At 69.5% G+C, this 20,453-nt stretch carries 20 protein-coding genes; 9 read left to right on the top strand and 11 right to left on the bottom strand.

The features are described 5' to 3' along the window. On the top strand, positions 1 to 401 hold a 401-nt coding region (locus tag Q7S93_RS17600), incomplete at its 5' end, for a GNAT family N-acetyltransferase (protein WP_304715893.1). 71 nt (positions 402 to 472) lie between these two features. Here Q7S93_RS17600 and Q7S93_RS17595 read toward each other — a convergent pair. After that, the gene (locus Q7S93_RS17595) at positions 473 to 1,306 is read right to left on the bottom strand and encodes an oxidoreductase (protein WP_304715889.1); all 834 of its coding nucleotides are present in this window, start codon (positions 1,304 to 1,306) and stop codon (positions 473 to 475) included. A gap of 1 nt (position 1,307) precedes the next feature. Next, the gene (locus Q7S93_RS17590; protein ID WP_304715888.1) at positions 1,308 to 2,165 is read right to left on the bottom strand and encodes a TauD/TfdA dioxygenase family protein; all 858 of its coding nucleotides are present in this window, start codon (positions 2,163 to 2,165) and stop codon (positions 1,308 to 1,310) included. Positions 2,166 to 2,430: 265 nt separating this feature from the next. Between Q7S93_RS17590 and Q7S93_RS17585 the strand changes: the two genes are divergently transcribed. The 4 genes from Q7S93_RS17585 to Q7S93_RS17570 are packed head-to-tail and all read left to right on the top strand — an operon-like array spanning position 2,431 to position 6,557. Then, complete coding sequence (locus Q7S93_RS17585) at positions 2,431 to 3,651, top strand: aromatic ring-hydroxylating oxygenase subunit alpha (protein WP_304715887.1); 1,221 nt, start codon at positions 2,431 to 2,433, stop codon at positions 3,649 to 3,651. Continuing rightward, positions 3,648 to 4,463, top strand: a complete 816-nt coding sequence (gene ygiD / locus Q7S93_RS17580) for a 4,5-DOPA dioxygenase extradiol (RefSeq protein WP_304715886.1) — start codon at positions 3,648 to 3,650, stop codon at positions 4,461 to 4,463. Before Q7S93_RS17585 ends, ygiD begins: the two co-directional genes overlap by 4 nt. A 25-nt stretch (positions 4,464 to 4,488) precedes the next feature. Further along, positions 4,489 to 5,580 (top strand): acetamidase/formamidase family protein, encoded by a 1,092-nt coding sequence (locus tag Q7S93_RS17575; RefSeq protein ID WP_304715885.1) that lies wholly within the window; start codon positions 4,489 to 4,491, stop codon positions 5,578 to 5,580. Positions 5,581 to 5,594: 14 nt separating this feature from the next. Continuing rightward, positions 5,595 to 6,557: a helix-turn-helix domain-containing protein gene (locus tag Q7S93_RS17570; RefSeq protein ID WP_304715884.1), complete on the top strand. Its 963-nt coding sequence runs from the start codon at positions 5,595 to 5,597 to the stop codon at positions 6,555 to 6,557. A gap of 59 nt (positions 6,558 to 6,616) precedes the next feature. Here Q7S93_RS17570 and Q7S93_RS17565 read toward each other — a convergent pair whose 3' ends face one another. From Q7S93_RS17565 to Q7S93_RS17545, 5 genes are all read right to left on the bottom strand, one after another. After that, complete coding sequence (locus Q7S93_RS17565; RefSeq protein WP_304715883.1) at positions 6,617 to 7,528, bottom strand: ribokinase; 912 nt, start codon at positions 7,526 to 7,528, stop codon at positions 6,617 to 6,619. A gap of 76 nt (positions 7,529 to 7,604) precedes the next feature. Further along, complete coding sequence (gene hemN / locus Q7S93_RS17560; protein WP_304715881.1) at positions 7,605 to 8,984, bottom strand: oxygen-independent coproporphyrinogen III oxidase; 1,380 nt, start codon at positions 8,982 to 8,984, stop codon at positions 7,605 to 7,607. A 112-nt stretch (positions 8,985 to 9,096) separates the two neighbouring features. After that, on the bottom strand, positions 9,097 to 9,207 hold the full coding sequence (gene cydX, locus Q7S93_RS17555; RefSeq protein WP_304715880.1) for a cytochrome bd-I oxidase subunit CydX: 111 nt from the start codon (positions 9,205 to 9,207) through the stop codon (positions 9,097 to 9,099). An 18-nt stretch (positions 9,208 to 9,225) separates the two neighbouring features. Continuing rightward, complete coding sequence (gene cydB, locus Q7S93_RS17550; protein WP_304715879.1) at positions 9,226 to 10,374, bottom strand: cytochrome d ubiquinol oxidase subunit II; 1,149 nt, start codon at positions 10,372 to 10,374, stop codon at positions 9,226 to 9,228. A gap of 11 nt (positions 10,375 to 10,385) precedes the next feature. Beyond that, positions 10,386 to 11,957, bottom strand: a complete 1,572-nt coding sequence (locus tag Q7S93_RS17545) for a cytochrome ubiquinol oxidase subunit I (protein WP_304715877.1) — start codon at positions 11,955 to 11,957, stop codon at positions 10,386 to 10,388. A 101-nt stretch (positions 11,958 to 12,058) separates the two neighbouring features. Here Q7S93_RS17545 and cydD point away from each other — a divergent pair, with 101 nt between their 5' ends. Together cydD and Q7S93_RS17535 are read left to right on the top strand one after the other, a co-directional pair. Beyond that, the gene (cydD, locus tag Q7S93_RS17540) at positions 12,059 to 13,681 is read left to right on the top strand and encodes a thiol reductant ABC exporter subunit CydD (RefSeq protein ID WP_304715874.1); all 1,623 of its coding nucleotides are present in this window, start codon (positions 12,059 to 12,061) and stop codon (positions 13,679 to 13,681) included. Then, on the top strand, positions 13,678 to 15,315 hold the full coding sequence (locus Q7S93_RS17535; protein ID WP_304715870.1) for an amino acid ABC transporter ATP-binding/permease protein: 1,638 nt from the start codon (positions 13,678 to 13,680) through the stop codon (positions 15,313 to 15,315). Before cydD ends, Q7S93_RS17535 begins: the two co-directional genes overlap by 4 nt. 356 nt (positions 15,316 to 15,671) lie before the next feature. Here Q7S93_RS17535 and Q7S93_RS17530 read toward each other — a convergent pair whose 3' ends face one another. Then, positions 15,672 to 16,316, bottom strand: a complete 645-nt coding sequence (locus Q7S93_RS17530; protein WP_304715868.1) for a helix-turn-helix domain-containing protein — start codon at positions 16,314 to 16,316, stop codon at positions 15,672 to 15,674. A gap of 154 nt (positions 16,317 to 16,470) precedes the next feature. On the opposite strand from Q7S93_RS17530, the gene Q7S93_RS17525 reads away from it, so the two are divergent. Beyond that, entirely contained in the window at positions 16,471 to 17,073 is a 603-nt protein-coding gene (locus Q7S93_RS17525) for an NAD(P)H-dependent oxidoreductase (RefSeq protein ID WP_304715867.1), read from the top strand. Positions 17,074 to 17,175: 102 nt separating this feature from the next. Here the strand turns inward: Q7S93_RS17525 and Q7S93_RS17520 are convergent, their stop codons facing one another. From Q7S93_RS17520 to Q7S93_RS17510, 3 genes are all read right to left on the bottom strand, one after another. Beyond that, positions 17,176 to 17,562: a response regulator transcription factor gene (locus Q7S93_RS17520; protein ID WP_304715865.1), complete on the bottom strand. Its 387-nt coding sequence runs from the start codon at positions 17,560 to 17,562 to the stop codon at positions 17,176 to 17,178. Positions 17,563 to 17,643: 81 nt separating this feature from the next. Then, on the bottom strand, positions 17,644 to 18,246 hold the full coding sequence (fixJ, locus tag Q7S93_RS17515; RefSeq protein ID WP_304715863.1) for a response regulator FixJ: 603 nt from the start codon (positions 18,244 to 18,246) through the stop codon (positions 17,644 to 17,646). Beyond that, entirely contained in the window at positions 18,239 to 19,729 is a 1,491-nt protein-coding gene (locus Q7S93_RS17510) for a sensor histidine kinase (protein ID WP_304715862.1), read from the bottom strand. Before Q7S93_RS17510 ends, fixJ begins: the two co-directional genes overlap by 8 nt. A gap of 91 nt (positions 19,730 to 19,820) precedes the next feature. Here Q7S93_RS17510 and Q7S93_RS17505 point away from each other — a divergent pair, with 91 nt between their 5' ends. After that, a complete protein-coding gene (locus Q7S93_RS17505; RefSeq protein WP_304715861.1) occupies positions 19,821 to 20,444 on the top strand; it encodes a LysE family translocator in 624 nt (207 codons plus the stop codon). Positions 20,445 to 20,453: the final 9 nt, after the last annotated feature.

The raw sequence follows: 20,453 nt of genomic DNA, 5'->3' as shown, positions 1-20,453 counted from the left end.
CGACGGCCGGGGACATCGACGATTTCCTGCGCGCCGTCGAAGCGGCCTTCGGCCACCCGTTTCGCCATGATGCGGCGCAGCTTCTGGCCGACATCGGGGCCGGGGTGGCCTCAGCGCATGTGGCCTATGTCGAGGGCGCGCCTGTGGCGGCGGGCCGGCTTGAGATGCCTGCGGGCCGCAGCTTCGCTGGACTCTATACCGGCGGGGTGGCGCCGGCCTTTCGCGGCCGCGGCCTCTATCGCGCCCTGGTCCAGAGCCGGGCGCGGGAGGCGGCCGCCCGCGGCTATGGGTATGTGATTACCGAGGCCCTGGAGACGAGCCGGCCGATCCTGGAAAGGCTCGGCTTTGCGCCGCTGACCACGGTCCAGGGCTGGGTGCTCGATGTGGCGGCCGAAGGCTGAGGGGGTTCGAACCCCCCGCCGCAGCCAGCGGCGGCCGCGGCGGGGAGGGGCTGACGGTCAAGGGGCGCCCGTCAGGTCTTGGGGAAGCCGATGCTGGTCGAGAGGCCGGCCCAGTCGCCGATCTCGGTGGTCATCTGGCCCATCTTGCGCATGGCGTAGTGCAGGGCGTCTTCGCCCAGCAGCAGGTGCAGGGGCGCGTTCTCAGCGCCGGCGATCTTCAGGATGGCGGCCGCGGCCCTGGCCGGGTCGCCGCTTTCCTGGCCGGCGTATTGCGCCAGCAGCTTGGGCGCCATGTGGGCGGTGTCGGCATAGTCGTCGATGACGTCGCTGGCGCGGGTCAGCGAGCGGCCGGCATAGTCGGTGCGCATGCCGCCGGGCGCCACATTGGTGACCTTGATCCCCAGCGGCGCCACCTCCTGGGCCAGGGCCTCGCCCAGGCCTTCCAGGGCGAACTTGCTGGCGCAGTAGATCCCTGTGCCCGACCAGGCGGCCAGGCCGCTGACCGAGGTGATGTTGATCACATGGCCGGCGCGCCGGGCGCGCAGGCCGGGCAGGGCGGCGCGCAGGACAGCCAGGGGGCCGAAGACATTGGCCTCGAACTGGGCGCGGGCCTCATCCAGGCTGGTCTCCTCCACGGCGCCAGTCAGACCATAGCCGGCATTGTTGACCAGGATGTCGATCCCGCCGGACAGCGCCTCGGCAGCCGTGACGGCCGCAGCCACGGCGGCCTCATCGGTGACATCGGCGACAAAGCCATGGGCGTTCGGCCCCAGGCTTGCGAAGGCGTCGCGGTCCGGCGCCTTGCGCACCGTGCCGGCCACGATGTCGCCGGCCTCCAGGGCGGCAAGCGCCAGCGCGCGGCCAAGGCCACCGCTGACGCCGGTGATGAACCAGGTGCGCGTCATGTCAGTAGGGGGCGTCGCCCTTGGCCCACAGGCGGTGCATGGTCCGGAAATACTTGGTGTCGTCGTAGAGGGTGCCGGTGTGCAGGGTGCAGCGGTTGTCCCACATGAGGATGTCGCCCACCTGCCACTTGTGGCGGAAGACGAAGGGCTCGCTGGTCATGAATTCCACCAGCTCGTCCACCAGTTCCAGACCCTTGGGATTCTCCATCCCCACCACCTCGGTCACCGTGCCCGTCGAGGGCCACAGCGCCTTGCGGCCGTCAGCCGGGTGGGTGCGGATCAGGGGATGCTCCACGTCGGGATTGTCCCGCTTGAGCTCGTCCGACAACTCCTGGCGGCCGCCGAACTCCCGGGTGGCCATGAAGTGCTGATAGGAGTGATGCAGGCGAAGGCCGTCCAGCTCCTTCTGGCGCTCGGGCGACAGGGCGTTCCAGGCCGCGCAGCCGTCGGCCAGCAGGGTGTCGGAGCCCTCGTCCGGCACCTCGACCGCATAGAGCATCGTGCACATGACCGGCTGGGCCTTGTAGGAATAGTCGGTGTGCCAGCCGACGCCGTCATTGTGCGCGCCGATCGGCTTTCCATCCACCTCGCGGTTGGACAGCACGAACACCTTGGGGTGGCCAGGCAGGGTGAACTGTTTCTGGGTGTGGTCCTCGGGCTCGCCGAACAGGGCCACGAAGTCCACCAGCTGCGCAGGGGTCATGCCCTGGCCGCGCAGCAGGATGGCGCCGTGCCGGTGGAAGGTGTCGACCACGCCGGCCAGGGTGTCAGCGTCGGCGCGGGCGAGGTCCACGTCGAGGATCTCGGCGCCGAAGCCGGGCTTCAGCTCTCGGGTCTTGATTTGGACGGCGGTGGTCATCGGCTTCACGGCTCCGGCAGGTCTGCGACGACCTTAGCCGGAGGGCGGCCCGCAGGTCTTGTCCGTCCGCGCACATTTGATTGCCCCGCCCTCCGCAGGCGCCGGCGCCTTTGACCAGAGCCTGATCACCGCCGCCTGCAAAAGGGGCGATCGGGGCCTTTGGCCGCTGGCTGGCCAAGTTGTCGTGCGCGCTGGTGCAAGACCGGCCCCACCGTGGCGCCTACCGTCAAGGCCTCGACCGAACCGGAAGCCGAGGGTCCAAAGCATGCGCGCGCACCTCTTGAACGACGCCTTCTTCGATGGGCTGGCCACCTCCATGGAGGGGTTTGCGACCGCCGAGACCCTGCCGCCGGCCTGCTATGTGGACGCCAGCTTCTATGAGTTCGAGAAGGAGGCGGTGTTCAACCACGAATGGCTCTGCGTGGGCCGGGAGTCGTGGGTGAAAGAGGCCGGCGACTACTTCACCACCTCGATCATCGGCGAGCCGGTGGTGGTGGCCCGCACCCGCCAGGACGAGCTGGTGGCCATGAGCTCGGTCTGCCAGCACCGGGCCATGCTGGTGGCGGAGGGCCACGGCAACACCCGCGGCTTCGTCTGCCCCTACCACCACTGGACCTACGCCCTGGATGGCAAGCTGGTGAACGCCCCGGCCATGGAGCAGACCTGTGGCTTCGACAAGACGACGATCGCCCTGCCCAGGTTCAAGGTCGAGGTGTGGCTGGGCTTTGTCTTCATCAATTTCGACCTCGACGCCGCCCCGCTCGCGCCGCGCCTGACCGAGATCGAGGCCGCACTCGCCGGCTACGACCTGGCCAATGCCGAGGGGCCGCGTCCCGACCCGCCCGCCAAGTTCCCCTGGAACTGGAAGGTGATGTTCGAGAACAACAATGACGGCTACCACGCCAGCCGCCTGCACCAGGGACCGCTGCACGACTTCGTCCCCAGCGCCCAGTCGGTCTTCCCTGATCCGCCTGAGGGGGCGGCCGGCTATCTGCGCTTCAACGGCACCCTGCACCCTGACGCCAGCTTCAACGTGACGCAGAAGGCCCTGCTGCCGGTCTTCCCCAAGCTGACGGATGTGGACCGCAACCGGATGACCTTCGCCAACATCCCGCCGACCCTGTCGCTGGTGGTGACCAGCGACATGGTGATCTATCTGATCGTCCGGGCCGACGGGGCCGAGACCCACGAGATGGACACCGGTCTCCTGTTCGCCCCTGGCGCCATGGAAGACCCGGCCTTCGAGCACAAGCTGGCCATGAACATGGCCGCGGCCGGCGCCATCATCTCCCAGGACCTGCATGTGGACGGCCTGGTGCAGGCGGGCCTGCGCTCGCGCTTCGCCATCCGCGGCCGCTATTCCTGGCAGGAGGGCGCCCAGATCGCCTTCAACCGCTGGCTCACGCCGCGCTATCAGCAGACCTGGAAGGCGATGTCCGCCGACGCAGGCGCGCCGGCCGCGGCGCCCGTCGGGGTCCCGGCATGAGCGCGCCGGCCGAACGCCTGCCGGTGGTCTTCTTCGGCCACGGCAGCCCGATGATCGCCATCGAGACCAATGACACCACAGCCGCCTGGAACGCCATCGGGGCGTCGATCGGCAAGCCCGAGGCCATCCTCTGCGTCTCGGCCCACTGGCTGACCCGCGGGGTCGCCGTCACCGCCATGACCCAGCCGCGGACCATCCACGACTTCGGCGCCTCATTTCCCCAGGCCCTGTTCAACGTCCAGTACCCGGCGCCGGGCGATCCGGCCCTGGCGCGGCGGGTGGCCGAGCTGCTGGCGCCGCTGCCGGTGGTCCAGGACGAGGGCTGGGGCCTGGATCACGGGACATGGTCGGTGCTGTGCAAGGCCTATCCCAAGGCCGATGTGCCGGTGGTTCAGCTGTCGATGGACGCCAGCAAGCCGCCGGCCTGGCACTATGAGATGGGCCGCAAGCTCGCCCCCTTGCGGGACGAGGGCGTGCTGATCGTCGCTACCGGCAACATCGTCCACAACCTGCCGGCCATGGACTGGGGCGCCCGCCACCGCCCGGCCTTCGACTGGGCCGCGGCCTTCAACGATCATATCAAGACCGCCATCGCCAAGGACGAGCCGCAGGCCGCGGTGGCCTATGAGGCGTTCGGCGAGGCGGCCAGCCGTTCGGTGCCGACGCCCGACCACTACTGGCCGCTCCTCTATGCCCTGGGCGCCCGGCTGCCCGGCGATCGCGCCGTCTTCGGCCCCGACCACATCGAGCACGGCTCGCTCAGCATGACCACGGTGATGCTCGACAGCCGCCCGGCCGCCCAGGCCGCCTGATCCCACGACACCCTAAGGACGCCCCATGGCCTTCATCTGCGAGCCGACCGAGACCAGGGCCGACACCCTGCCGGGCGCCCTGCACACCCTGAACGCCACGTCCAAGACCGTGCACTGGGGCTATTTCGATCCGGCCCGCGGCCCGGCCCTGACGATCAAGAGCGGCGACCTCGTTCAGGCCGAAGCCATCACCCACCATGCGGGCGATGATCCCGAGCTGATGATGGACGAGGCGGTCACCGCCATCTTCCGCGAGATCCCCGAGGCCGACCGCAATCCCGGCGTCCACATCATGACCGGCCCCATCCATGTGGAGGGCGCCGAGCCTGGCGACATGCTGGAGGTGCGCTATCTGCGCATGGTTCCGCGCTGCAACTACGGCTCCAACCTCGCGGCCAACTGGGGCCACCTCTATGATGAGTTCGACCAGAAGGAGCGGGTGACCATCTATGAGCTGGACGCCAACGCCCAGACCGCCAGCGCGCTCTATGCCTACGACTTTCCGGGCAAGTATCTGACGCCAGGGACCATCACCAATTGCCCGGTCTGCGATCGCCAGGGCGCGCTGCCCGGCGTGCGGGTGCCGGTGCGGCCCCATCTGGGCACGGCCGGCGTCGCGCCGAACGTGAACGGCCGGGTCAGCACCATTCCGCCGGGCCTGCACGGGGGCAATATCGACAACTGGCGCATCGGCGCGGGCGCGACCATGTACTATCCGGTGCAGGTGGACGGCGCCCTGTTCTCCATCGGCGATCCCCATGTCAGCCAGGGCGATGGCGAGATCAGCGGCACGGCCATCGAGGCCTCGCTGAACGTCCTGATGCAGATCGTCCTGCGCAAGGACTTCACCTTCCCGTCGCCGCTCCTGGAGACGCCGAACTGGTGGATTGTCCATGGGTTCGACCCCGATCTGAACCGGGCGATGAAGAACGCCTCCCTCGACATGCTGGGCCTGCTCACCGAACACCAGGGCCTGTCGCGCAACGACGCCTATTCCCTGATGAGCGTGGCCGCCGACTTCTCCATCACCCAGGTGGTGGACGGCACCCAGGGCATCCATGTGCGCATCCCCCGGGGCATCTTCCCGGCCAAGGGTTCGGTGAAGGACCCCGCCTGACAAGAGGCACGCCTTTGAAGGCCTGGCAGTTCACCACCGACGCCTATCTGAAGCCGGAGCGCCGGGACGCCTGGCGCGAGGCCATGGAACGCCTGCGCCTGCCGGTCGGCGACCTGCCTTCCGAAGGCGCCTTCCATGCCCAGGTCTCCAGCCTGACCTCGCCCATGGGGGTGGAGTTTTCGGTGGTGGCGTCCACGCCGCAGGAGATTTCCGGCCGCAATCCCCACCAGCCCGCCGCCATCTGGATGGCCGTGCTGCTGGAAGGCGAGGCCACCCTGCTGGACGGGGACCGGGCGATCCCCATGGCGGCCGGCGACATCGTCTATGGCCCAACCGGCCAGGCGGCCGGCCTGCGCCTGGAAAGCCGGTTTCGCCTGCTGTTCATCACCGCGCCGCGGGTGGCCCTGGACCATCGGCTGCTGGCGCCCTCGGCCCTGCGGCTCGGACACCTGGCGGCAGGCGAGGGGATTAATCACGTCTTTTCAGGCCTGTTGCGGGCGACGGCCGAGGCATTGGATGAGCTGACCTCGGACCAGCTTCGTCCCGTCGAACTGGCGCTCACCGAGTTCCTGGTGGCCTGCCTGGCCCAGGAGGGCGGCCCGGCCGCCCGCGGCGGGGCGGAGGGCGCGCGCGCGGTGCAGATGCACCGGGTCCGCCAGACCATCGAGGTCCTGCTGGCCGAACCAGAACTCACCCTGCGCCGGGTGGCCGACGAGGACGGCGTCTCGCCCCGCTATCTGCAGAAGCTGTTCGCCGGCCAGGGGCAGAGCTTCACGGGCTATGTGCGGGGCCGGCGTCTGGAGCGTTGCCGGGCCGATCTGGCCAGCCCCGCCTGCGCCCAGCTCTCGATCTCGGAAATCTGCTTTCGCTGGGGGTTCAACGGCTCGGCCCATTTCAGCCGCGCCTTTCGCAGCGCCTATGGTCAGTCCCCCCGGGAGTACCGCCGCGCAGCCATTGGCGAGGCGGCTGCGGACTGAGCGCCTAGAGCGCGTTCCGCAAATGTGGACGCCGGTTTTACGGTTGAAACGCGCTCACTCTAAGCGCGCGCCAGCAGCGCCTCGACCTCAACGGCGGTGGGCATGGAGGCCGCCGCGCCGGCCCGGGTGACCGACAGGGCGGCGGCGGCGTTGGCGAAGGCCATGGCGGCGGGCAGCGTCATGCCCCGGTCGAGGCCGGCGGCCAGGGCCCCGCAGAAGCAGTCTCCGGCGCCGGTGGTGTCCACGGCTCGCTGGCGCAGGCCGGCCACCCGAAACACCTCGTCCCCCCGCAGCGCCACCGCGCCCGCAGCCCCCAGGGTGGCCAGAACGGTCTGGCCGGGCCTGGCCAGGGACCGCGCCGCGGTGATGGCGGCGTCAGGGTCGGCCGGTTCGGCGTCCAGACCGGCGAAGGTCGCCAACTCCGTCTCGTTGAGGATCAGGATGTCCGCCAGGGCGATCAGGGGCGCCCCTTCGGCCAGGGCCGGGGCGGTGTTGAGGATCTTGAGCGCGCCGGCCGCCTCGGGACGGGTGAAGACCGTCTCGATGGCCGCCAGGGTGGCTTCGAACTGGGTGAGGATCACGCTGGCCTGGCCGAGGTCAGCGGCTCTCGCCGCGTCCGCGCCATAGAGGGCGTTGGCGCCGGCGGCCACGACGATCATGTTCCGGGCGGCGTCATCGACGGTGATGAAGGCCTGGCCGGTCGGCGCGCCGGCCTCGCGCCGCAGGCCGTCCACCTTCACGCCGGCGCCAATCAGAAAATCGAGCATGACCTCGCCGGCCCCGTCCTGGCCCACCGCGCCCAGCAGGCGGACCGCAGCCCCCAGGCGGGCGGCGGCCACGGCCTGGTTGGCGCCCTTGCCCCCAGTTAACTGGGCGAGGCTCCGGCTGGCGATGGTCTCGCCGGGGCGGGGCAAGACGGCCACCCGCGCCACATGGTCCAGATTGACGCCGCCCAGGACGCAGACGCTCATGGGACGACTCCTCGCCAATGATCCAGGCGTCAGGACCTAGGACATTTGACCTGAAATGTCAGCGGCGGCGGCCGCCTCAGATCGCCTTGGCGTGCCGTTGCGCGTCCGGCGCCAGATAGGCGTCGAACAGGGCGCAGATGGAGCGCACCAGCATCCGCCCCCTTGGCGTCACGGTCAGAACCTGTCCGTCCCAGGCCGCCAGGCCATCCTGCCGGAAGTCGTGCAGTCGATCGATGGCGTCCTCGAGCTCGGCGAGGTCGCGCCCGTGCCGTTCGCAGGCGGCGGCGAGGTCCACGGCGAAGTCGCACATCAGCCGCTCGATGATGTCGGCGCGGAAGCGGTCTTCCTCGGTGACTGCGACGCCGCGGGCGATGGGCAGCTTTCCGTCGGCTACGGCATGTCGCCAGCCGAGCTCGGCGGTGATGTTCTGCACATAGCCGCCGGGCGTCGTGCCGATGGCCGAAGCGCCGAGGCCCAGCAGCGTGCCAGCCAGGTCAGTGGTGTAGCCCTGGAAGTTGCGGTGCAGGCCGCCGTGGGTCGCCGCCTTGGCCAATGTGTCGTCCGGCAGGGCGAAGTGGTCGAGGCCGATCTGCACATAGCCCTCGGCCTTCAGCCGCTCGGCGGCCGCCTGGCTCTGCTCCAGGCGCTCGGCGGGGCCGGGCAGGGCGGCTTCCTCGATGAGCTGCTGGTGGGCCTTCATCCAGGGCACATGGGCGTAGCCGAACAGGGCCAGCCGCTCGGGGCGCAGGGTCAGCACCGCGTCCAGGGTGGTGAGCGTATTGCGGGTGGTCTGGTGAGGCAGGCCGTACATCAGGTCGAGATTGATCGAGCCGACGCCGGCGGCCCGCAGGGCCTCGACGCAGTCGGCGATCTCTTCGAAGCGCTCCTGTCGATTGACCGCCTTCTGCACCTCCGGGGCCAGGTTCTGGACCCCCAAGCTGGCCCGCGACAGCCCATGGCGGGCCGCGGCGGCGATCCACTCCCCAGACAGGACGGCAGGGTCCAGCTCGGCGGCGATCTCGGCGTCGGGGGCGACCGCAAAGGTCTGGCGCAGCCCGGTGAAGATAATGTCCAGCTCGTCAACGCTCAGCATGTTGGGCGAGCCGCCGCCCAGGTGGATGTCCCCCACCGCCAGCCGCCCCGGCAGCGCCTGCGACAGGATCGAGAGCTCGCGCATCAGCAGGCCGACATAGTCGCCGATCGGCTCGCGCCGGGTCACGGCCCGGGTGTTGCAGCCGCAGTACCAGCATAGCCGTGTGCAGAACGGGATGTGCATATAGACCGAGACGGGATCGCCCGGCGGCAGGGCGGCCAGCCAGCCGCGATAGGTCGCCTCGTCCACGTCTGCGGTGAACTGCACCGCGGTGGGATAGCTGGTGTAGCGGGGCGCGCGGCCATCGTACTTGGCGATCAGGTGCGCGTCGGCGGGGGCGTGGGGATTGTAGAGCACGGTCATGCCCCCATCATCTTCAAGGGCCGCGGGGCCGCCGTGACGCAGATCAAAAGCCGAAAGGCCGCCACGCGGGTGCGTGGCGGCCCTCTAAAAACCGGGCCTGGCGGATCAGAGCCTAGGTCTCGTCAAAGTCATCGATAGGCAGGCTGAACTCGTGCCAGAGGCCGTTCAGGATGCCGAAGGCGACCGCCAGGCCGACGCCCAATATCCACGCGAAATACCACATTTGGGGTTCCTTCAGCGGTCAGTAGAGGTCGGGATTGGTGCGCAGGCTGCCTAGGGTGACGCGGCCCCAAAGGACCTTGAACACCCAGGCCGTGTAGGCGAGCACGAGGGGCAGGAAGACCAGCGTCACCACCAGCATGATGAACAGGGTCGTGTGGCTGGAGGAGGCGTTCCAGACGGTGAGGCTGGACCGGGGGTCGATGCTGCTGGGCAGGATGAAAGGGAACATGGACAGGCCGACGGTCGAGATGATGCCGAGCGCCCCCATGGACGATCCGCCGAACGCCAGCGGCTCGCGCCCCATGCGGATGCCCAGGAAGGCCAGGGTCGAACCCAGGAAGCCCAGCACCGGGGCGGCGATCATCCAGGGATAGAGGCTGTAGTTGTGAAGCCAGGCGCCGGGGGCGGCGAAGGCCCCGCTCCGCAGCGGGTTGGAGGGTCCGGCGATGTCGGCGCCGGCGTCCAGGCTGAAGCCCAGCCCGCCGAACCGCACGAAGGCGAAACCCACGGCGAACAGGACGAGGGAGGCGAGCGCCGTGACCGACCCGATGACCCTGGCCCGGTCGCGCACCGTCCCGTGGTCGGCCTTGATGGTCAGCCAGGCCGCCCCGTGGGTCAGCAGCATGGTCACCGACAGGAGGCCGCAAACCAGGGTGAAGGGGGTGAAGAGGCCGAGGAACGTGCCCTCGTAGAAGGATCTGAGGTCGCTATCGAGGCGGAAGGGCACCCCCTGGAGGACATTGCCGACGGCGACGCCAAAGACGAGAGCCGGCACGAAGCCGCCGACGAACAGGCCCCAGTCCCAGAAGGCGCGCCAGCGGGGATCGGGCCGCTTGGAGCGGTACTTGAAGCCCACGGGCCGCAGGATCAGGGCCGAGAGCACCAGGAACATGGCCAGGTAGAAGCCGGAGAAGCTGACGGCGTAGACCATGGGCCAGGCGGCGAAGATCGCGCCGCCGCCGAGGATGAACCAGACCTGGTTGCCTTCCCAGGTCGGGCCGATCGTGTTGATGACCTGCCGCCGCTCGGCGTCGGTGCGCCCCACGAAGGGCAGCAGGGCGGCCACGCCGAGATCGAAGCCGTCGGTCAGGGCGAAGCCGATGAGCAGAACCCCCATCAGGGCCCACCAGATGACGCGGAGCGTCGGATAGTCGAGGAGCAGTTCCATGGGGATGATCCTTACTCGGCGGCCAGGGGGATCGGACCGACCGGTTCATCGGCCGGATGCTGATCCTCGCTCCTGGCGTACGGGCCCTTCTTGATGGTGTGGAGGATGAGGCCGACCTCGACGATGGCCAGGATCCCGTAGAAGACGGTGAAGCCGATGATGGTGGTCCAGAGCTGCGGCACGGTGAGGCTGGAGGTTCCCAGGAAGGTGGGCAGGACCCCCTCGATGGCCCAGGGCTGGCGGCCCACCTCGGCCAGGACCCAGCCCAGTTCGGCGGCGATCCAGGGGAGGGGGATGACCAGCACCGCCAGGCGCAGGAACCAGCGGGTTTCGTAGCGGCGCATGGAGGCCAGGACGAAGGCGGTGGCGAAGAAGGCGATCATCAGGAAGCCGATGCCGGCCATGATCCGGAAGGACCAGAACATCAGCGGCACATTGGGGACGGTGTCCCAGGCCGCGGCGCTGATGTCCGCCGCATCCGCCTGCCGGGGATCGTCCACATGGCGCCGGAGCAGCATGGCGTAGCCGAGGTCGCTCTTGTGCTCTTCGTACTGCGCCCGCGCCGCCAGGTTCTCCGGATCGGTCTTCAGCCGTTCCACCGCGTCATAGGCGATGACGCCGGATTCGATGCGGGTCTCGGCCACGGCCACCAGGTCGAGAATGCCCTCGACCTCCTGGTCGAAGCTGCGGGTGGCGATCAGACCCAGGACATAGGGGATCTTGATCTCAGATCCGGTGGAACGGGTTTCCAGATTGGGCAGGCCAAACAGGGTCAGGCCCGCCGGCGCCGGCTCGGTCTCCCACATGGCCTCCAAGGCCGCGAGCTTCATCTTCTGGTTGTCGGTCAGGGCGTAGCCCGACTCATCGCCCAGCACGACCACCGAGAGCGAGGCGGCCAGGCCGAAGGCCGCGGCCACGGTGAAGGAGCGGATGGCGAAGGCCCGGTGGCGTTCCTTCAGCAGGTAGTAGGCGGAAATCCCAAGCACCACGACCGAGGCCAGGACGTAGCCGGCGCTGACCGTATGGACGAACTTGGCCTGGGCGACGGGATTGAACAGCACTGCCTGGAAGTCGACGATCTCCATCCGCATGGTCTGGGGATTGAAGGCCGCGCCCACAGGGTTCTGCATCCAGCCGTTGGCGATCAGAATCCACAAGGCCGAGAGGTTCGACCCCAGGGCGACCATGAAGGTGACGCCCAGGTGGGCCAGCTTCGACAGCTTCTCCCAGCCGAAGAACATCAGGCCGACGAAGGTGGCCTCGAGGAAGAAGGCCATCAGGCCCTCGATGGCCAGGGGCGCCCCGAAGATGTCGCCCACATAGTGCGAGAAGTAGGACCAGTTGGTCCCGAACTCGAACTCCATGGTGATGCCGGTGGCCACCCCCAGGACGAAGTTGATCCCGAATATGGTCCCCCAGAACCGGGTGACGGTGCGCCAGATCTGGCGGCCGGTCATCACATAGAGGCTCTCCATGATGACCAGCATGAAGGAGAGCCCCAGCGTCAGGGGCACGAAGAGGAAGTGGTACATCGCCGTCAGTGCAAACTGCAGGCGCGATAGCTCGACAACGGCGAGGTCCATGGGGGACTCCTAGGAAGCTGCGCCCTTCGTATGTGCGCCTTCATGCATATTCATTGATCCAGATCAGGCTGCGGCCGGGGCCTACGGCCTATGAGGGGCCGATGCCTTTCCCCCTGTCCGCGCACCTGCCCGCCGGCTCCCGCCTGTCCCGCCTGGGGCCAGGCCTGTTCTGGGTGCTGGACGCCGCAGGTGCGGTGGTTTTCGCCCTGGGGCTCGCCGGGGCCGTCACGCACCTGGTCGCCAGGGACTTCGGCGGGCCATGGCCGTGGCTCGCGGCCCTCATTATGGGCGCGATGCTACGGGCCTTCGCCAACTTCGCCGCCACCGCCGCCGGCGCCCGCCGGGCCCGGCGGTTGAAGGGCGGGCTGCGGGAGAAGGTGTTCCGCGCGGCGCTTCGAACTCCGGCGGGCCAGGCCGCGCCGATCGGCGAACGGGCCGCCGCCGTGGTTGACGAGGTCGAGGCCCTGGATGGCTGGTTCGCCCGCTTCGAGCCCCTGGGGCTGGCCGCGCGGATCAGTCCTGTCCTGGTGCTGGCCGCCATCGCCCTGGCCAGCCCGATCAGCGCCCTGATCCTGGTGGGGGCGCTTATCCCCTTCGCCCTGATCATGGCGCTGGCCGGCATGATGGCCGCCGACGCCGCCCGGGCGCAGTTCGAGGCCCTGGGCCGACTGTCGGGCCTGTTCGTGGACCGGGTCCGGGCCCTGCCGGTGGTGCTCGCCTTCCAGGCCGAGGCGGCGCAGGCCGCCCAGGTGGAGGGCGCCGCCCGCGGGGTGGCCCGCCGAACCCTCGCGGTCCTGCGGTTCGCCTTCCTGTCCTCGGCCGGGCTGGAATTCTTCGCGGCGCTGTCGGTGGCCCTTGTGGCGGTCTATGCCGGCTTCAACCTTCTGGGGCTGCTGCCGATCCCGGTTCCGGAACAGCTCGACCTGGGCCGCGCCCTCTTTGTCCTGGCCCTGGCGCCTGAAGTCTATCTGCCGCTCCGCCGGCTGGCGGGCGCCTATCATGACAAGCAGGCCGGGCAGGCGGCCGGCGAACGGCTGTCGCGGCTGCTCGAGGGGCCAGCCGTTCCAGCCCCAGGGGGCGACGGCCTCGCCGCGCCGCCTCACATCGCCTTCGAGGCGGTCCAGCTCGCCTATCCGGGCGGCGCGACCGTCGGTCCCATCAGCTTCACCGCGCCGGCGGGCCAGGTCACGGCGCTGCTGGGCGCCAGCGGTTCAGGCAAGACCTCGTTGCTGTCGGTGCTGGTGGGGGCCGCGCCCCTGTCGGCTGGCGAGGTGCGCGTGGATGGCCGCGCCTTGTCCTCGGAGGGCTCCTTCGCCCGATCGGTGGCCTGGGCGGGCCAAACGCCGACCCTGGCGCCGGGAAGCGTCGCCGACAACATCGCCCTGGGGCGCCCAGGCGCCTCGGCCCAGACCGTGGCGGCGATCGCCGGAAAGGTCGGGCTGGGGGCGGCCATGGCCGGGCGAGCAGAGGGTCTCCAGACGAGGCTGGACGAGCGGGGATCGGGGCTCTCGGGCGGCGAGCGTCGCCGGATCGGCCTGGCGCGGGCCTGGCTGAAGCCAGCCCCTATCCTCTGCCTGGACGAACCCACGGCCGATCTGGACGCCAAGGCCGAGGCCGAGATGATCGCCGTCCTGGCGAGCATGGCCCGCGGCCGCACCGTGCTGATCGCCACCCATTCCGAAAAGGTGGCGGCCATGGCCGACCATGTGGTGCGCCTCCCATGACCTCGTCTCTCAAGACCCTGGTGGCCGCGCAGCGCCGACGGCAGGGGCGCGCCCTGATGCTGTCGGCCCTGGCCGCCGCGATCCTGGCGCTCTGCGCGGTCCTGCTGATGGGGCTGTCTGGCTGGTTCATCGCGGCCGCGGCGGCCGCTGGCGCCGGGGGCAAGGCCGCCGTCATGGCCTTCAACTATCTGCTGCCCAGCGCCGGCATCCGGCTGCTGGCGATCCTGAGAACCGGCGCCCGCTATGGCGAGCGGCTGGCAGGTCACACCGCGGCCCTCAACGCCCTGGCCGAGATCCGGCCCGCCCTTTACCGCGCCCTGGCCCAGGGGCGTCCGGAAGCCGCGCTCGCCCTGTCTTCGGGGGAGGCCGCGGCCCGGCTGGTGCAGGATGTGGATGCGGTCGAGACCCTTTTCGTGCGGCTCTCGGCGCCCTGGGCGGCGGCTGCGGCCCTGATCGCCGGCCTTGGCCTGACCCTGCTGGCTGGGCCGGCCCCGGCTCTTTGCCTGCTGGCGGCCATGGGTCTGCTCCTGGTGCTGGGCAAGCTGCTCGCCCAACGGGTCTCCACCGAGCCTGGGCGTGAGGTTCAAGGAGCGGCCGGCGAGCTGAAGGACTCAGTGGCCGCCTATCTCGCGGCCAGCCCTGACCTCGTCTGCTACGATCTGGAAGACCGCGCCGTGGCCACGGTCATGGCCCATGACCAGCGCCTGGGCCAGGCCCAGGGCCGGGTGGTCGATGGGGAAGCCCTGATGGCCGCCCTGCAGGCGGTGGTAAGCGGCCTGGCGGTCGCTGCGGTGCTGCTGGCCGCACGGGACGCTGCGATCCCCCTTGCCGCCCTGGCGGCGCTCAGCACCGTCGTCGCCCTGGAAGGCGCCGCGGGCCTGCTGCGCGCCTTCGAACGGGCCGGCGCGGCGGCCGAAGCCGAGCGTCGCCTCAATATGGTGCTGACCCCTTCACCTGAGTCCGCGCGCAGTCCCGATCCCTTCGGGGCCCGGGACCTGACCCTGCCCATCGCCGGCGGCGTGCGGCTGGCGCCTGGCGCCCGGGCGGCCCTGGTCGGCCCTTCCGGCTGCGGCAAGACCCAGATGCTGGAGCGGTTGATCGGTCTGCGGACGGCCGGCCTCGAGGGCTTCGCCATCGCCGGAACGCCCCTGGCCCGCCTGACGCCGAGCTTTGTCCGCAGTCAGTTCGCCTATGCGCCGCAGGACGCCCGGCTGTTGACGGGCAGCATTGCCGACAACCTGCGCCTGGCTTCGCCCAGGGCGAGCGAGGCCGAGCTGTGGCTGGCCTTGGCTGATGCGGGTCTGGAGGACCGGGTTTCGGCCATGGCCGGCGGTCTCGACGCCTGGATCGGCGAGGGCGGCGCGCGGTTGTCGGGCGGAGAGCGCCGGCGCCTGTCCCTGGCCCGGGCCTTGCTGCGCCCCTCGCCCTGGCTGGTTCTCGATGAGCCCACCGAGGGCCTGGATGGGCCGACCGAGGCCCTGGTGATCGCCCGGCTGGCCCAGCGCCTGGCGCGAACGGGGCAGGGCCTGTTGCTGGTCTCGCACCGCCCGGCCCCGCTCGCCCTGTGCGATGAGGCCCTTGGGTTGACGGATGACGCCATCAGCCTTGATCGCCTCGCCGCCGCCGCCGGCTGATGTCGCCAGTCGCCGACGCGTGGTCGTGAAGAAGGCGCCCCGGACTTGGACCTCCCGGGGCGCCTTCGCCGTCTTGGAGAACGCAATGGCCGCCGGCCAGGCCCTGGCCCAGGTCAAGGACTGTCGGGCGCAGACGAAAAGTGGAGCCCACCCTGGAAAGGCCAGGCTCCAGGCGACGGTGGCGGAAAAAGATCGCCGGCGCGGCTCTGCGGTCCCGATATCTTAACGGGGGCAGGGGGATAGCCGCGCCGACGGGCGCTGAAGCTGGAGGCCGGGACCGAGGCGGTAAGGGTCCGGTCCGTAGCTCCGATCTCGACGAACCGGTTGGCGACCTGGGCTGGGCCGCCGACCGGGCTCTATTCGGCGAGACGTTCCAGCGCATCCCAACGCTTCACGCGGAAGCGGCGGCAGCCCTCGAACTCGACCACCGAGGCGCCCTGGAGCTGGGTCAGCATCCGGGAGACGGTTTCGATGGTCAGTCCGAGATAGTCGGCCATGTCCTGGCGGCCCATGGGCAGGGAGATCTGTTCGCCCCCCTCGCGCTCGGCCAGGTCCATGAGGAAGGAGGCGACCTTTTCGCAGGCGGTCTTGCGCCCCAGCACCAGCAGGTGCTCCTGGGTGCGCTCCAGCTCGCGGCGGGTGGCCTCCCAGATGGCGCGGTCCACGGCCTCGTCACCGGCGAAGGTCTTGAGCGCGCTGCGCTTGACCACAAGCAGGACGCAGTCGCTCAGCGCCTCGGCCGAGAACCGGTGGATATCGCCGGTCTCGAGGCCCACCAGGTCGCCGGGATAGTAGAAGCTGCCCACCTGTCGGCGCCCGTCGCTCAGGAGGCGCGTGGTGCGCACGGCCCCGGTGACGACGATGTAGGTGAGGTCGGCCTCCTCATCCTGGCAGAAGATCTCTTCATCCTTGGCGAAGTTCATCCGCAGGCCCAGGCGCTCCATCACGTCAGCGAGGGCGGTGGTGGCGGCGGGTGAAGAGGGCGCGTAGGCGAGGGTCATGGCGGGGTTCCTTGAGCCGTTGACCCATAGTCGCGCTGTGACCCTCGATACGAAATTTGGGGACTTCACCTAAGTAGCCTTACGGAGGTTCGCCTTGACCCTGGTCAAGGTCGAAGGCGGCGTCGGCCAGGAGGATAGGGTCAGGGAGACGCCCATGACCGCCAAAGCCAAGACGCCGCGCCGCATCCTTCTGATCAACGGCCATCCCGACCCCAGGCCAGACCGCCTCTGCTCGGCCCTGGCCAGCGCCTATGCCGAAGGGGCGACCGCCGCCGGCCATAGGGTGCGGCGGGTCGAGGTCGGCGGGCTGGATCTACCGCCGATCAGTTCCCAGACCGACTTCATGGCCGAGCCCAGCGCCGTGGTCGCCGAACTGCAGCAGGCCCTGCGCGACGCCGACCATCTGGTGCTGATCTATCCCCTCTGGCTCGGCGCCCCGCCGGCGGCCTTCAAGGCGTTCCTGGAGCAGGTGTTCCGCTATGGCGTCGCCCTGTCCGCGCCGGGGGCGGCCAAGGGCCTGAAGGGCCTGCTGGGTGGGCGCTCGGCCCGGGTGATCGTCACCATGGGCATGCCCGCCTTCATCTTCCGCCTGGTCTTCTTCGCCCATGGGCTGAAGTGCGTCAGCCGCGGCGTGTTGTGGATTTCCGGCTTCAGCCCGATACGGGAGACGGCGTTCGGACCGGCCGAGGGGCGCGATCCGGGACAGAGGCTGCAATGGCTGGCGAAGATGCGCCGCCTCGGCGCGGCGGCCGCCTAACAGCATGATACGGAACCGTCTGTTCGTCGACTCAGGCTCTAAACTCTTCGACTTGAGCGCGTTTCGTCCGGAGAACCGGCTTCCACCTTTTACGGAACGCGCTCAGGGCGCCTGAAGCGGCAGAATTTCGTGGATTCGCGCCAGAAGGAGGTCGCCGAGCAGCGGCTTCTCCACCAGGGTCGCCGCCAGGCGTTCGGCGCGGGCATGTACGTCCGGCTTGGGATGGCTGGTGATCAGGATGGCCGGCAGGACCACGCCCCGCGCCCGCAGCGCCTCCAGGACGTCAAGCCCGGTGCCGGTCGCAAGACGATAGTCCAGGACCAGGCAGGCGTCATGATCGGGCAGGGCCTGCGCCGTCAGCTGGTCCCCGGTCTCGCAGGACAGGACCTGATAGCCCTCGATCTCCAGGGAGAAGGTCAGGGCCTGGCGCAGGGCCGCGTCGTCGTCCAGCAGGATGACCATGGGGGCGGAGCGGCTGGCGGCGGGCATGATGGACGTGAACCAATGTGGCGGGAGGTTGATCCATCCAGGATCGTCGCCCGGCCTGCCTTGATTCAGCGCAAGGACGCCTCAGGGGCCGACCAGCAGCACCATGCGGATCAGCTCCGACAGCCCACGCGCGCCCGTCTTGGACATGACATTGGCGCGATAGACTTCCACCGTGCGCGGGCTGATGCCCAGCTCGTGGGCGATCACCTTGTTCAGCTTGCCGTCTACGACGCCGCCCAACACCTCCTGCTCCCGGGGCGACAGGCTGCTGAGGATGGTCCGGATCCGCTCCCGCTCGGGATCCTGGCTTTCGCCAGCGCCGATGTCCTGCGCCGCGCGAATGGCCGAGAGCAGGCTCTCGTCGTCGAAGGGCTTTTCCAGAAAGTCGACGACGCCCGCCTTCATGGCTTCCACCGCCAGGGGGACGTCGCCGTGTCCGGTGATCATGATGACCGGATGGGCCGCGCCCCGGGCCTTCAGCCGCCGCACGAGTTCCAGGCCCGTCATTTCGGGCATGCGAATGTCGGTGACGATGACGCCGGCCGGAGCGCTATCGAGCGCGTCGAGGAACTGGGGCGCCGATTCGTAGGTCAGGGGGCTGAGACCGGCGGTGTCCAACAGGAAGGCCAGGGACTGACGCATGGCCTCGTCATCGTCGATCACATGCACCACAGACTCAGACATCGTTCTCCAACTCCTCACGCCGCACAGTGCGAAGGGTGAACCGGAAAACCGTGCCACCGCCGGGATTGGGCTCAGCCCAGATCCGCCCCCCGTGCGCCTCCACGATCGTTCGCGAGATCGAAAGGCCCACACCCATACCTTGCGGCTTGGTGGTGACGAAAGGCTGGAAGAGCTGATCGACCATCTCGGCGGCGATGCCGGGACCCGTATCGCTGACAATGACGGTCACCATCTCGTCATCCGCCGGGCGGGTGGACACGGTGAGCTCGCGCCGCGGCGAGGTCTCCATGGCGTCGATGGCGTTGCGCATCAGGTTCAGGACCACCTGCTGGACCTGCACCTTGTCGGCCAGAACGAGCTCAAGGGTGTGGTCGAGGTCGAAACGCAGCCGCACGCCGCGCTCCTTGGCGCCGATCATCGCCAGGGCGCCGGCCTCCTCCAGCAGTTGCGGCAGATTCTCGATCCGGCGGTCGGCCTCGCCCTTGGAGACGAAGTCCCGCAGGCGCCGGATGATCTGTCCGGCCCGCAGCGCCTGGTCGGCGGCGTTGGAGAGCGCCCCTTTGATCTTCGCGCGATCGGGCTCGGGCGCCTCCAGCAGGCGCTCGGAGCCCTTCACATAGTTGGCGATGGCCGACAGGGGCTGGTTCAATTCATGGGCCAGGGCCGAGGCCATCTCCCCAAGGGCCGTGAGGCGGGAGACATGCACCAGTTCCGACTGCAGGTCCTGCACCCGCCGCTCTGTGCTCTGGCGTTCGGTGAGGTCGCGGACGAAGCCGGTGAAGAAGCGGTTGCCGCCCGTCTCCATCTCGCCGACGGCCAGCTCCATGGGGAAGGTCGAGCCATCCTTGCGTTCCCCCACAACCACCCGGCCGATGCCGATGATGCGCCGTTCGCCGGTCTGCATGTAGCGGCCGAGATAGGCGTCGTGCTGGTCGCGATAGGGGCTGGGCATCAGGGTGGACACATTTCGACCGATGGCCTCGTCCGCCCGCCAGCCGAAGAGCCGCTCGGCGGCCAGGCTGAAGGCGCGCATGACGCCCTGGTGATCAATGACGATCATGGCGTCCGGCACCGTCTCCAGGATCGAACGCAGCCGCGCCTCGCTCTCGGCCAGATGCATGATCGCCGCCCCGCCCTGGGCGGTTCGGCGCTGATGGACGTGGCCGGCGGCCCCGACACAGAGCCCGGCGATCAGATAGAGGGCGCTGTCGAGCAGGTTGGCGGAGTCGGAGAACAACGCCGCCCCGCCCAGGCCCGCGACGATGGCCAAACCGCCGATCGTGGCCAACAGGGCTGCGCCGAACCCACCGGCCAGGCCACCGACCACCACGGCGGGCAGAAAGATCAGGTAGAGGGTCCTGCCCTCGGTCAACGGGTGCGCAACGAGGTAGACCGCCGCGCAGGCCGCCAGCGCGCCTACCGTCCAGGCATAGGCCCGCCAGGCCGCTTTGACGTGCTGACGGTCCTGGGTGAGCCAAGGCATGAGGAGATGCGGTAGAAGGGCGGCCAGGCCTTGGCAAGCCGCACGTGGCGCGGACCCCGTTTGAACGGGACCTGGAGGAGGAAGGCTATTCATGGCGCTGGCGCTCATCCTGCAGTTCCTGCTCGCGGCGACGCTCATCGAGCTGACGCCTGGCCCGAACATGGGCTACCTGGCCCTGGTGTCGGCGCGCCGGGGCCTGGGGGCGGGTCTGCTGACGGTGGTCGGGGTGACCTTGGGGCTGGCGGCGCACCTGATCGCCGCCGCTGTGGGCCTGTCGCAACTGGCCGCGAGCCAGCCGGCGCTCTACCAGGCCCTGAGATGGGCCGGGGTGGCCTATCTTCTTTGGCTGGCCTTCGACGCCTGGCGCAGCCGCGGCGCGCCGAGTGAAATGGACCAGGCCAGCCAAGGGGGGTGGCGCGACATCCGCCGCGGGTTCCTGACCAACCTGCTGAACCCCAAGGCCCTGATCTTCTATCTGACGGTCATCCCAAGCTTTATCCCGGCCGGCGCGGGAAATGGGCCGGGGGCCTTCCTCGCCCTCGGCGTCCTCCACCTGGCCGTGTCGGTGGCGGTCCACCTCGGCCTGGTGGCGCTGGGAGCCCGAGCCTATGGCTGGGTCGCCCAGGCTGGCCGCGCGCCCAAGGTCCAGGGCGCCTTCGCCATGGGTCTCGTGGCGGTGGCGGCCTGGGTGGCCTGGAGCACGCGCGACGCCTGACGCGGGATC

The sequence above is a fragment of the Phenylobacterium sp. genome (assembly GCF_030646615.1).
Taxonomy (GTDB): Bacteria; Pseudomonadota; Alphaproteobacteria; order Caulobacterales; family Caulobacteraceae; genus Phenylobacterium.
Note: the sequence above shows the minus strand (reverse complement) of the source record. Positions and strands in the feature narration are given on the sequence as shown.